Annotated in this window: 11 protein-coding genes; 5 read left to right on the top strand and 6 right to left on the bottom strand. The window is 64.5% G+C overall.

Translation table 11 applies throughout. The features are described 5' to 3' along the window. Positions 1 to 8 precede the first annotated feature (8 nt). Entirely contained in the window at positions 9 to 908 is a 900-nt protein-coding gene (locus IAE40_RS12635; protein WP_200603269.1) for a hypothetical protein, read from the bottom strand. 151 nt (positions 909 to 1,059) lie between these two features. On the opposite strand from IAE40_RS12635, the gene IAE40_RS12630 reads away from it, so the two are divergent. The 4 genes from IAE40_RS12630 to IAE40_RS12615 all read left to right on the top strand — a co-directional run bounded on the left by IAE40_RS12630 (position 1,060) and on the right by IAE40_RS12615 (position 3,194). Further along, positions 1,060 to 1,761, top strand: coding sequence for an AzlC family ABC transporter permease (locus tag IAE40_RS12630; RefSeq protein WP_200603268.1), 702 nt, complete (start codon positions 1,060 to 1,062; stop codon positions 1,759 to 1,761). Continuing rightward, positions 1,758 to 2,072: an AzlD domain-containing protein gene (locus tag IAE40_RS12625; RefSeq protein WP_054890831.1), complete on the top strand. Its 315-nt coding sequence runs from the start codon at positions 1,758 to 1,760 to the stop codon at positions 2,070 to 2,072. Before IAE40_RS12630 ends, IAE40_RS12625 begins: the two co-directional genes overlap by 4 nt. Further along, positions 2,069 to 2,902: an AraC family transcriptional regulator gene (locus IAE40_RS12620; RefSeq protein WP_200603267.1), complete on the top strand. Its 834-nt coding sequence runs from the start codon at positions 2,069 to 2,071 to the stop codon at positions 2,900 to 2,902. The genes IAE40_RS12625 and IAE40_RS12620 overlap by 4 nt, the downstream gene beginning before the upstream one ends. A 64-nt stretch (positions 2,903 to 2,966) precedes the next feature. After that, positions 2,967 to 3,194, top strand: coding sequence for a hypothetical protein (locus IAE40_RS12615; protein WP_054890833.1), 228 nt, complete (start codon positions 2,967 to 2,969; stop codon positions 3,192 to 3,194). A 51-nt stretch (positions 3,195 to 3,245) separates the two neighbouring features. Here IAE40_RS12615 and IAE40_RS12610 read toward each other — a convergent pair whose 3' ends face one another. From IAE40_RS12610 to IAE40_RS12590, 5 genes are all read right to left on the bottom strand, one after another. Next, the gene (locus tag IAE40_RS12610) at positions 3,246 to 3,728 is read right to left on the bottom strand and encodes a copper chaperone PCu(A)C (protein WP_197891082.1); all 483 of its coding nucleotides are present in this window, start codon (positions 3,726 to 3,728) and stop codon (positions 3,246 to 3,248) included. Beyond that, a complete protein-coding gene (locus IAE40_RS12605; RefSeq protein WP_054890835.1) occupies positions 3,729 to 4,337 on the bottom strand; it encodes an SCO family protein in 609 nt (202 codons plus the stop codon). A gap of 285 nt (positions 4,338 to 4,622) precedes the next feature. After that, positions 4,623 to 5,207 (bottom strand): Fe-S biogenesis protein NfuA, encoded by a 585-nt coding sequence (gene nfuA, locus IAE40_RS12600; protein WP_063545100.1) that lies wholly within the window; start codon positions 5,205 to 5,207, stop codon positions 4,623 to 4,625. Positions 5,208 to 5,265: 58 nt separating this feature from the next. Further along, complete coding sequence (locus IAE40_RS12595; protein ID WP_200603266.1) at positions 5,266 to 6,300, bottom strand: acyltransferase family protein; 1,035 nt, start codon at positions 6,298 to 6,300, stop codon at positions 5,266 to 5,268. A 189-nt stretch (positions 6,301 to 6,489) separates the two neighbouring features. Beyond that, complete coding sequence (locus IAE40_RS12590) at positions 6,490 to 8,790, bottom strand: fatty acid cis/trans isomerase (RefSeq protein ID WP_200603265.1); 2,301 nt, start codon at positions 8,788 to 8,790, stop codon at positions 6,490 to 6,492. A 173-nt stretch (positions 8,791 to 8,963) separates the two neighbouring features. Here IAE40_RS12590 and metH point away from each other — a divergent pair, with 173 nt between their 5' ends. Next, complete coding sequence (gene metH / locus IAE40_RS12585) at positions 8,964 to 12,671, top strand: methionine synthase (RefSeq protein ID WP_153773804.1); 3,708 nt, start codon at positions 8,964 to 8,966, stop codon at positions 12,669 to 12,671. Positions 12,672 to 12,715: the final 44 nt, after the last annotated feature.

Raw genomic sequence — 12,715 nt, 5'->3', positions numbered from 1 at the left:
GGCCAGGGCTATTGGCCGTCGAGGCTGGCCACATGCGCATCCAGTTCCTGCTCGGGCGGCGACAGGTGCAGGACGCGATCGCGGCCGCCTTCGGCGAGCAGGTAGCCACCCTTGCCATCGGGCACGATCGACTGCGGTGCCTTGAGGAAGGACAACACGGTATGCCGCTTGCCATCGGCATCGATGCGCAGCAGGCGCGCGCGATGCGTGGAGTCTTCGCTGATCCACAGCCCGCGCTGGTCGCAGAACAGGAAGGTGGGATTGCGCAGCCCCTCGGCCACTACCGGGTCTTCACCCCCTTCGTTCAGCGCGCGGATCTTGCCGGCAGCCTTTTCGGTATAGAGCAACTGGCCACCGCTGCAGCGGGTCAGGCCTTCGGTTTCAGTCAGCGCCGAGCGCAGCACTTCCACCTGGCCGCTCTGCCAGTCGTAGCGCATCAGGCGGCCATCGCCCTTGCGATCCTCGATGGCGTAGAGGTGATCGCCATCGTTCCATAGGCCCTGCACGCTTTCGCCGTTGAACAAGGCGGTGATCTGGCCATCGCGAGACACGCTGACCGGGGCCAGTCCGCCCTCCTGGCTGAACGCCCAGCCGCCCTCGACCGCGACCATGCCGTCAGGCTTGGACAGGCCATCGACCACCACCACACGCTCGCCCTGTGGGGTGATCTTGAGAATACTGCCCAGCCCATCGTCCAGCTCGCGGCTGACCAACAGGCTGCCATCGGCCAGCGGCAGCAGCGAGGCAGCCTTGGCCACGTCACGGTGCAGCACCTGCAGATGCCAGCCATCGGAGGCCTGCACCGGATAGAACGTCTGCCAGGCAAAGAAGCCCAGGGCGCAGGCCACCACGCCTGCCGTCGCCGTCAAGGTCAGCTTGACGCCACGCTTGCGCAACACTTGAATCATCGATCGCTCCTTCTTGTGGCGGCGATCCTAGCAAGGGGATGTGAAAAAAATGTCGTGAAGCGCATCGCACCCGCAAACCAGCAAGATCGTTCAAGCCAGGCAGCTTTTTCCTCTGGCATGCTGGACATCCCTGCCCCTGTCCGTAGCCGCCATGTCCAGCAGTCCGCCCCTCGCCCGCCATGCTTTCACCCAAGGCACCGTCGCCATCCTGCCGTTATCGCTCGCCGTTGCGCCCTGGGGGCTGCTGGCCGGCTCCATGGCCATCGAAGCCAACCTCAGCGCCTGGCAGGGTCAGGGGCTGTCTGCCATCGTCTTTGCCGGGGCGGCGCAACTGGTGGCAATCGGCATGCTCAAGAGCGGCGCCGGGCTGCTGTCGATCCTGCTGACCACCCTGCTGCTGACGTCGCAGCACCTACTCTATGGGCTGTCGATGCGCCCTGTGGTGTCCGGCCTGCCGACCCGCTGGCGACTGGGGCTGGGCTTTCTGCTTACTGACGAACTCTTCGCTCTGACCAGCCACCACGACCAGCAACAGTTCAACCGTTGGTACGCATTGGGCGTGGGCCTGACCTTCTATGTGGCCTGGAACCTGTTCACACTGGCCGGCATCATCCTCGGCCAGAACATCCCGCACCTGGACCAGCTCGGCCTGGACTTCTCGATCGTCGCCACCTTCGTCGCGTTGATCACCCCGCTGGTACGCAGCGTGCCGACCCTGGTGTGCGTGGCGGTGTCGCTGTTCTGCTCGGTGCTGTTCAGCCATTGGCAATGGGAAACGGCGCTGGTGGCCGCCGGCCTGCTGGGCATGGCTGCGGGTTTTGTCTGTCAGAAATTCGCCGGGAGCCGCGCATGATCTGGCTGCTGATCGTCGCCATGGGTGTGGTGGTGTTCCTCAATCGCTACGTCTTTCTCGAGCCGCGCCTGCCCCTGCGCCTGGGCTCCAACGTGCGCCAATTCCTCGGTTTCGCCGTGCCGGGAATGCTCACGGCAATCTGCGGGCCGATCATCTTCCTGCCCGAGCATCAGCTGAACCTCGATCCGCTCAATCCGTACCTGCTCGGCTCGCTGGTAGCCATCGCCCTGGTGCTGTTGACCCGCAGCGTATTGCTGAGCATGCTGGCGAGCATGCTGATCTTCTTTGTCCTGCGCAGCTGGCTGACATGAGCACGCCCCTGCGCGAACAGATCCACCTGTGGCAGGCACCCGCCCTCGGCGATGTCGAGATGCTGCACGCCCGCTACGTACAGCAGCGCTTTGCGCCGCATGTGCACGAAGGCTATGTGTTCACCGTGATAGAGTCCGGCGCCCAGTGTTTCTGGCACCGTGGCAGTGATCACCTGGCGCCGGTCGGCAGCGTGGTACTGATCAACCCCGACGAATTGCACACCGGCGCCAAGGCCCACGAGGCGGGCTGGCGCTACCGTGCGTTCTATCCGGAACACGAACGTGTCACCGGGGTGCTGGACGAGTTGGAACTGGGCCGCCACGGCCTGCCGCACTTCAGGCAGAGCGTGGTGCAGGACCCGACCCTGGCGGCGGCCTTCAGCCGTGTGCATCGCCTGTCGGAGGCCGGCGCGAGCGCGCTGGAGCAGCAAACCGCCTGGCGCGAGGCGGTTCTGGCGCTGGTACAACGTCATGGCCACTGCAGCGAACCTGCTGCCCCCGGCAACGAACCGCTGGCCGTGGCACGGGCCCGCGAACTGCTGGAGAGCCAACTGGCCGACCCGCCTTCGCTGGAGGCACTGGCCGCGGCGGTCAACCTGTCACCCTTCCACTTTGCCCGGGTGTTTCGCCAGGCCACCGGGCTGCCGCCCCATGCCTGGCTCAAGCAGCGTCGCCTGGCCCGTGCCCGGGAATTCCTGCGCCGTGGCCTGCCGGCTTCGGAAGTGGCCTTTGCACTGGGCTTCGCCGACCAGAGCCACCTCAGCCGGCAGTTCAAGCAGGCCTTCGGCGTGACGCCAGGCGCCTACCGCCTCGCCTGCCTGAACCACTGACCCGTCGCCCGGCAATACCGCCAGCCGCTGCTACACTGAGAAGGCTGAACGGAGGAATCCTGCCATGTCAGAACGAGAGCTCACCACCCTCATCACGCTGATGAACCAGCGCCAGGCCTGCCTGAGCAGCGCCTGCAAGGAAATCGCCGACTGGATCGACCGGCAGGGCGATGTGCCCTCGGCCGGCAAGATCCGCGCGAGCCTCAAGGCCCTGGAGGCCGACGAAGCCCAGGTTCGCAAAACCCTGACTTCGCTGACCATCGACCGGCCGCTGCCGCGATTCCGTAGCTGAACGACAGCAAGCAGAAAGAACAAGGGCCGCTTGCGCGGCCCTTGTCGGTACTCAGTGCTCCATGTGCATATGGTCGTGCCCGGCATCCATCTCGGCAGTCAGCGGCTTGACCGGCGCCTGCACCTCGAGTGTCTGCTTCTGGCCCTTGGCATCTTCGATGGTCAAGGTCAGTGGCACCTGCTGCCCTTCCTTCACCTGCTCGTTCAGGCCCATCAACATCACGTGCAAACCATTGGGATCGAGGGTCACCGGCTTGCCGGCCGGCAGCTCCACGCCCTTCACTTCACGCATGCCCATCACATCGCCATTCATGGTCATCTCGTGCACCTGCACGGTCTTGGCCACCGGCGAAGCCACGCTCACCAGCTTGCTGTCGGTGCTGGCGGTCAGGGTCATGAAGGCGCCGGTGGACTGCTGGTGCGGCACGCTGGCACGCACCCAGGCGTCGCTTACGGTGGTGTCGGCCAGGGCCGGCAGGGCCAGGCCCAGCAGGGCGAGAGCGGCCAGGCCGCGCTTGATCGGTTGCATCGACATTCAGCAGATCTCCATCAGGGTGCGCAGGTCTTCGGCGCATTCCTGGGCATTCAGGGAATGGCCCAGACTCAGGCGCAGGGTGCCACGCGTGTCGTAGACGTAGCTGGTGGACGAGTGGGAAATGGTATAGGTGTCGCCGGCAGGGACCTTTTCGTAGAACACCTTGAACTCCCTGGCCACCTCGTCGATTTCTTCCGGGGTGCCGGTCAGGGCGACGAACGAAGGATCGAAGGCCTTGACGTAGGCGTCGAGCACCTCAGGGGTGTCACGCTCCGGGTCCAGGGTGATGAACACCACCTGGAACAGGTCACGGTCACGGCCCTTGAGCAGTTTGCGGATCTGCGCGGCGCGTGCCAGCGTGGTCGGGCAGACCGCCGGGCACTGGGTGAAACCGAAGAAGATCATCGGCATCGAGCCGTAGAAGCTCGACAGGGTACGCTCGTTACCCTGCGGATCCTTGAGCTTGAACTTGCGTCCAAGGATCTCGTTGCTCATGTTCTTGCCGTACTTGAAGTCCAGGCCCCGGGCCGGGTTGCAACCCGCCAGCAGGCCAAGCCCCAGTACGCCCATCCCGGCGACGACCGCGCGCCGGGTCAGTAGATCAGTCATGGAACCATCCTTTACAGGGAAGGTGCCGGCCCTCGAGCAGGGCCGGTCGAAAAACCGGGGCATTCTGGCATGACACCCCGAGACCAGCTACCCGACACCTGGAAGATCGGCCCGCAGCCCTTGATTTACGGGCTGCGGCCTGTTGTCGCAGGGCTTGAAACAGTAACACTTTGTTGCTGGGCGAAGGCATTTTTGGCGGGCGACGAATGCAATCGCGGGGCAAGCCCGCTCCTGCAGGTACGACGCCGTACCTGCAGGAGCGGGCTTGCCCCGCGATAGGGCCTATCAGTAGTAGGCGTTCTCTTTTTGCGTGTGGTCGGTCACGTCACGCACACCCTTGAGCTCCGGGATGCGCTCGAGCAGCGTACGCTCGATGCCGTCCTTGAGGGTGACGTCCGCCTGACCGCAACCCTGGCAACCGCCACCGAACTGCAGCACGGCGATGCCGTCGTCGACCACATCGACCAGGCTCACCTGGCCGCCGTGGCTGGCAAGACCGGGGTTGATCTCGGTCTGCAGGTAGTAGTTGATGCGCTCGTTGATCGGGCTGTCTTCGTTGACCATCGGCACCTTGGCGTTCGGCGCCTTGATGGTCAGCTGGCCGCCCATGCGGTCGGTGGCGTAGTCGACCAGTGCGTCTTCGAGAAACGGCTCGCTGACGGCGTCGATGTAGGCAGTAAAGCTCTTCAGACCCACGGCGGTGTCGTCAGGCTTTTCTTCGCCCGGCTTGCAGTAGGCGATACAGGTCTCGGCGTACTGGGTGCCCGGCTGGGTGATGAAAACGCGGATGCCGATCCCGGGCGTGTTCTGCTTCGAGAGCAGATCGGCCAGATAATCATGGGCGGCGTCGGTAATGGTTATAGCGCTCATGGAAGTTCCTCACAGACTTGCCGCCCAGTGTACGCCAAGCCAGGCCTCGAACAAAGTCCTAGTAATTGACTCGGGATAGTGCAGGCGCCACCTGCCGTGTCCCGCGCACCCCGAACCAGGCCTTGAGGCGCCGATACAGACCACGCTCCAGCCACTGGTAGCTGAACCACGACATTAGTCCGATTGACGGTACGCAGAAGGCGAACACCAGGTATGGATTGAGCCGCAACCGCTGGCTGATGAACCAGCCGCCCCACAGCACCAGCACGTGGGTGAGATACACCGAGTACGAACAGTCCCCCAGCGCCTTGAGCACCCGGTTGCCGCGAAAGTACGGCTCCAGCGCGATGAAGGCCAGCACCACCATCGCACTCGGCAGGCCCCAGTGCAGCAGACGCTGCGAGGCGTCGAGCTGGTACAGCGCAAACCCCGCCGCCGCCAGCACCGCCAGCGGCAGCCAAAGCCCCTCGCGGATCAGCCCGCGCCGGTACAGCACACCCAGGCCGATGCCCAGCAGGAACTCGTAGATGATGTCGTTGTTGTAGAAGCGGCTGAGCACACCCAGGCGCCCCAGCACCTCACTGACCAGCAGCAGCGCCGCGGTGACCAGCACCAGGTGATGACGCTGGCGTACCAGGAACGCCAGGCCGAACAGCAGGTAGAAGAACATCTCGAAGTTCAGCGTCCAACCCACGTTGAGGGTGGGGTACAGCCCATAGCCACCCGGGTTTTCCGCTGGCACGAACAACAGTGACAGCACCAGGTGCTGCCACTCGAACACCTGATGCGGCATCCAGCGGCTGGCCACCAGCAACAGCAGCGCCATGAGCAAGGTGTAGAACCAGTACGCCGGGACGATGCGCAAGGCGCGGTTGAGCAGGAATTCGCGCGGGGCGATCTCCTTGTCGCGGGTCGAGAGGTAGATCACCAGGCCGCTGATGACGAAGAAGATGTCGACCCCCACCGCACCGCGCTCGGCGAGCAGGCGGCCGACGGGGCCTTTGGCATTGAAATCGAAGAAGATCTGCATGAAGTGGTGGCAGACCACCACCCAGGCGGCGAACGCCCGAAGCGCTTGAAGCGAATACAGCATGGGTTGTCCTGCGGTTCTTGGTGCATTCAGGCCCACAGGCGAGCATTGCTCGCGCGAATCACGGAACCCGCCTGCTCCCGCCTGTGGGAGCGGGCTTGTCCCGCGATGGGCTGCAACGCATCGCCGGGGCCACCCACAGGTCCGACCGCAGAAAGCCGGGAAAGGTCGGACGCCTTTCCCGGCAATCGATCAGAGGTTCTCGTAGCGGTTCATGTCCAGCACGCCCGCCTCCACCGGCTCGGTCTCCTTGATGTAGGTGTTCAGGTCGTGGAAGTACCGCCAGAACTGCGGGTGGCTGCGGCGCACGCCCCAACGCTCGACGATACGCTCGAACTTGCCTTGGTCGTCACGCGCAGCCTCCATGTCCTCGACGAACTCCGGTACGTCACTGGCCGGAATGTTGAAGATGAAGTTCGGGTAGCTGCTGAGCACGCCCGGATACAGGGTCAGGGTGTCCAGCCCCGGCTGGTAGCGATAGGCCTCGCCCAGCAGGAAGGCGACGTTGCTGTGCGCGCGGTTGCGCAACAGGCTGTAGACCTGACGCTGACCGCCCTGCCCTTCGATGCGCAGCATGGTCGCCTCGGGCAGTTGGCCGATCACCTTGAGCCCTGCGGCCGGGCGCGACACCAGGCGACTCAGGCTCTGCTCCACATCACGAAACTCCTCGTTCATCTGTGGCCGCGAGCAATAGGCGCCGGTGCAACGGTTGATCGGATCGGGCGCTGCGTTCAGGCTGCCGGTGCGTTGCAGCAGCTTGAGGCCGAAGTCGCGCGTGGCATTGTGCTCGTTCAGTTGCAGGGCGCTTGGGGTATCGGTGTCGATGTCGGTGTAGTCGAGCCACATCTTCACCTTGCCGCTGTTCTGGTACCAGTCGCTGAGGATCGCGCCGCGTTTATTGGCCGGCATCAGGCGCAGGAAGTTGACCTCGGCGCCGTTGCGGATCAGGTCGAAGTACAGGCGCGTCTGCAACTGGTGCGAGACATTCCCGTACACGTCGAAGTTGACCGCCAGTTGGTAGTAGGTGCGCTCCAGCAGCGGGTAGTCGAACAGCCAGATGGTCAACGGCACGTCACCGATCAGCCCCTTGCTCACCGAGGCGCTGTCGAAGTGACGGAAGATGCTGAGCAAGGCGTTGTCGTTGCCTGCCCACAGCGTCGACCAGCTCGGCGCTGGCATTTCGGCGTAGGCCTCGCGGCGCAGGGTCTCGTAGTCGTTGCGCTTGTCGCGGTAGGCACGCCACAGGCTCAGTACGCTGCCGACATCGTCGATCTGCCCCGGCATGGCCAGCAACGGCGTGGCCTGGCCGCGGTAGGCGGCATCGGTGACGTAGCGGTCATGGGCCGGCTCCTGGAACAGCGCCCAGAAGTTGTCGCGGATCACGTCAGTGGCGATCTGCCCGCGGCACACCGGGCCACGGATGAAGGTGCGCACGAAGTACTCGGCGTTGTCGAGCATGAACTGGTAGCGCGCCACCGCCGGGATCGCCTCGAAGGTCTCGAACGGGTTGGCCCGGCGCTGCGGGCCATAGCCCGGCAGCGAGGTGGCGCGCCAGTCGCCGCTGTAGAACAGCTGCTTGACCCGCTTGAGCTTCTGCGGCCCCATCGGGTAGGTGATGTGCGTCTTGTGCACGATCACGCCCTGCACCGGGATCAACCGGTAGTAGAAATCATTGCCCGGCGGGTCGTTGGGGCGGCGCGTGGCGATCACGTCGACCGGCTGGCCACTGGGCGTGCGCGAACGGACCCACTGGAAGAAGTGCCCCTGCTCGCCGCCGACGAAATAGATGTGCGCCAGGAACAGATGCTCGTACAGCCAGCGCCCGACCAGCGCCTCGGTGGAGCCCGGACGGTTGAGCAGAGCTTCCCAGTCGGCGATCTGCTTCGCTTCGCTGGGGCTTGGCTGGATCGGCTGGTACTCGATCGGTGCACCGGCCGCCAGCCAACGCTGCAGGGTCGAATATTCCTGGTCGGTCAGCCCGGTAACCGCCAGCGGCATGCCCTCTTTCGGGTGCGCACCGGCATAGGCGTCGAACTCGTGCGGCAACGGGCACATGTTGTTGCGGTTCAGGCCCAGGACGATCTCCTCGGGCAGCTTGGCGTTAGGCGTGAGCGGCGTCTTGTGGCCCAGTTCGAGCATGCGCGCCATCAGCGCAGCCTGGCTGCCCTGGTTGTCGAGCACCGAGTAGAAGCCTTTCTTGCGCCAACCCTCTTCATTCTGCGCGTCATAGAACAATCGCGTGGTGGCGACCGCCTGGCTGCGCTCGCCCTGGTACACCGGCACCTTGGAGGCGCCGCGCTCGGCACCTTCTGCGCTGCCCAGGTTGAGCTGGCAGGCGGCGTCGTTGCAGGCGTGGCAGGCCACGCACTTCTGGGTGAAGATCGGCTGGATGTCACGGGTATAAGAGATGGCCGAGCTCGATTGAGGGGCCTGCGCCAATGCTGCGCCGCTGACGAGCAGGGCGAAGATGGCAACGATAAAACGATGCACCATGTGCCGAATGTCCTGGTTCTTGATAGCTGTCACGATTTGCCTTTCTGTCCCTGGGACTGAGCCTTGGCACCACCAACATGAATCAAATTCATGAGACCGGGCGATGCGCCTAAAATCCGTGCAGCTTTGTTATTATTCCGCACTTCCGTTATTTGTCCGACCAGGTAGTTCTCATGTCCGACCGCAGCGCTCGTCTCCAAGCACTCCAGCATGCCCTCAAGGAGCGCATCCTGATTCTCGACGGCGGCATGGGTACTATGATCCAGAGCTACCGCCTCGAGGAAGACGACTATCGTGGCACGCGCTTCGCCGATTGGCCAAGCGATGTTAAAGGCAACAACGACCTGCTGCTGCTCACCCAGCCCGATGTCATCGCCGCCATCGAGAAGGCCTACCTGGACGCCGGCGCCGATATTCTCGAGACCAACACCTTCAACGCCACGCAGATTTCCCAGGCCGACTACGGCATGGAAGCGCTGGTGTACGAGCTCAACGTCGAGGGCGCGCGCATCGCCCGCCAGGTGGCCGACGCCAAGACGCTCGAAACCCCCGACCGCCCGCGCTTCGTCGCCGGCGTGCTCGGCCCGACCAGCCGCACCTGCTCCATTTCCCCGGACGTCAACGACCCCGGCTACCGCAACGTCACCTTCGACGAGCTGGTGGAAAACTACATCGAGGCCACCCGCGGCCTGATCGAAGGCGGCGCCGACCTGATCCTGATCGAGACCATCTTCGACACCCTCAACGCCAAGGCGGCGATCTTCGCCGTGCAGCAGGTGTTCGAAGATGACGGCATCGAACTGCCGATCATGATCTCCGGCACCATCACCGACGCCTCCGGCCGTACCCTGTCGGGCCAGACCACCGAAGCCTTCTGGAACTCGGTGCGCCATGCCAACCCGATCTCGGTCGGCCTGAACTGCGCCCTGGGTGCCAAGGACCTGCGTCCGTACCTGGAAGAACTGTCGACCAAGGCCGGCACCCACGTGTCCGCGCACCCCAACGCCGGCCTGCCCAACGCCTTCGGCGAATACGACGAAACCCCGGCGGAAATGGCCGCCGTGGTCGAGGAGTTCGCCGCCAGCGGTTTCCTCAACATCATCGGCGGTTGCTGCGGTACTACCCCGCCGCATATCAAGGCCATCGCCGAGGCCGTGGCCAAGTACCCGCCGCGGGCCATTCCAGACATTCCCAAGGCTTGCCGCCTGTCGGGCCTGGAACCGTTCACCATCGATCGCCAGTCGCTGTTCGTCAACGTCGGCGAGCGCACCAACATCACAGGTTCCGCCAAGTTCGCCCGGCTGATCCGCGAGGAAAACTACACCGAAGCCCTGGAGGTCGCCCTGCAGCAGGTCGAGGCCGGCGCCCAGGTGATCGACATCAACATGGACGAAGGGATGCTCGACTCCCAGGCCGCCATGGTCCGCTTCCTCAACCTGATCGCCGGCGAGCCGGACATCTCGCGCGTACCGATCATGATCGACTCCTCCAAGTGGGAGGTGATCGAAGCGGGCCTGAAGTGCATCCAGGGCAAGGGCATCGTCAACTCGATCTCCATGAAGGAAGGCGTCGAGCAGTTCAAGCACCACGCCCGCCTGTGCAAGCGCTACGGCGCCGCCGTGGTGGTGATGGCCTTCGACGAGGTCGGCCAGGCCGACACCGCGGCACGCAAACGCGAGATCTGCCAGCGCAGCTACGACATCCTGGTCAACGAAGTGGGCTTCCCGCCCGAAGACATCATCTTCGACCCGAACATCTTCGCCGTCGCCACCGGCATCGAGGAACACAACAACTACGCCGTCGACTTCATCGAGGCGTGCGCCTACATCCGTGACCACCTGCCCTACGCGCTGTCCAGCGGCGGCGTGTCCAACGTGTCGTTCTCGTTCCGTGGCAACAACCCGGTGCGCGAGGCGATCCACTCGGTGTTCCTCTACCACGCCATCCAGAACGGCCTGACCATGGGTATCGTCAACGCCGGCCAGCTGGAGATCTACGACGAGATCCCGCCGGCACTGCGCGAGAAGGTCGAGGACGTGGTGCTAAACCGCACCCCCGAAGGCACCGACGCCCTGCTGGCCATCGCCGACGACTACAAGGGTGGCGGCGCGGCCAAGGAAGTGGAAAACGAAGAGTGGCGCTCGATGCCCGTGGACAAGCGCCTGGAACACGCGCTGGTCAAGGGCATCACCGCCTACATCGTCGAAGACACCGAGGAGTGCCGCCAGCAAGCGTCGCGCCCCATCGAAGTCATCGAAGGCCCGCTGATGAGCGGCATGAACGTGGTCGGCGACCTGTTCGGCGCGGGCAAGATGTTCCTGCCGCAAGTGGTCAAGTCCGCGCGGGTGATGAAGCAGGCGGTGGCCCACCTGATCCCGTTCATCGAGGCCGAAAAAGGCGACAAGCCCGAAGCCAAGGGCAAGATCCTCATGGCCACGGTCAAGGGCGACGTGCACGACATCGGCAAGAACATCGTCGGCGTGGTGCTGGGCTGCAACGGCTACGACATCGTCGACATGGGCGTGATGGTCCCGGCCGAGAAGATCCTGCAGACCGCCCGCGAGCAGAATTGCGACATCATCGGCCTGTCCGGCCTGATCACCCCGTCGCTGGACGAGATGGTCCACGTCGCCCGCGAGATGCAGCGCCAGGACTTCCACCTGCCCTTGATGATCGGCGGCGCCACCACCTCCAAGGCGCACACCGCGGTGAAGATCGAACCCAAGTACGCCAACGACGCGGTGATCTACGTCACCGACGCCTCGCGCGCCGTGGGCGTGGCCACGCAATTGCTGTCCAAGGAGCTCAAGCCTGGCTTCGTCGAGAAGACCCGCCAGGAGTACGTGGAAGTGCGCGAGCGCACCGCCAACCGCAGCGCCCGCACCGAGCGTCTGAGCTACGCGCAGGCGATCGCCGCCAAGCCGCAGTACGACTGGGCCAACTACCAGGCAGTGGTGCCCTCCTTCACCGGCGTCAAGGTGCTGGAGGACATCGACCTGCGCGAACTGGCCAAGTACATCGACTGGACGCCGTTCTTCATCTCCTGGGACCTGGCGGGCAAGTTCCCGCGCATCCTCACCGACGAGGTGGTCGGCGAAGCGGCTACCGCGCTGTACCAGGATGCCTGCGACATGCTCGAGAAGCTGATCAGTGAAAAACTCATCAGCGCCCGCGCGGTGTTCGGTTTCTGGCCGGCCAACCAGGTCGCGCATGACGACATCGAAGTCTATGGCGACGACGGCAAGCCGCTGGCCACCCTGCACCACCTGCGCCAGCAGACCATCAAGCCCGACGGCAAGCCGAACTGGTCGCTGGCCGACTTCGTCGCACCGAAGGACAGTGGCATCAGCGACTATGTGGGCGGGTTCATCACCACCGCCGGCATCGGTGCCGAGGAAGTGGCCAAGGCCTACCAGGACAAGGGCGACGACTACAGCTCGATCATGGTCAAGGCGCTGGCCGACCGCCTGGCCGAGGCCTGCGCCGAATGGCTGCACGAGCGCGTGCGCAAGGACTACTGGGGTTATGCCAAGGACGAGCAACTGGACAACGATGCGCTGATCAAGGAGCAGTACAGCGGCATCCGCCCTGCCCCGGGCTATCCGGCGTGCCCGGATCACACCGAGAAAGAGACCCTGTTCCGCCTGCTCGATGGCACGGCCATCGGCGAAACCGGCCCCAGCGGCGTGTTCCTCACCGAGCACTTCGCGATGTTCCCGGCGGCAGCGGTCAGCGGCTGGTACTTCGCCCATCCGCAGGCGCAGTACTTTGCCGTCGGCAAGGTGGAGAAGGACCAGATCGACAGCTACAGCGCCCGCAAAGGCCAGGATGTCAGCGTGAGCGAGCGCTGGCTGGCGCCGAATCTGGGCTACGAAGGCTAAGCGGGCTGCGTGGGGTGCTCAGGCACCCCGCGGCCCATGCCGAG

Origin of the sequence: Pseudomonas sp. S44 (genome assembly GCF_016624805.1) — a bacterium.
In the GTDB taxonomy this organism is placed as follows: Bacteria; Pseudomonadota; Gammaproteobacteria; order Pseudomonadales; family Pseudomonadaceae; genus Aquipseudomonas; species Aquipseudomonas machongensis.
Note: the sequence above shows the minus strand (reverse complement) of the source record. Positions and strands in the feature narration are given on the sequence as shown.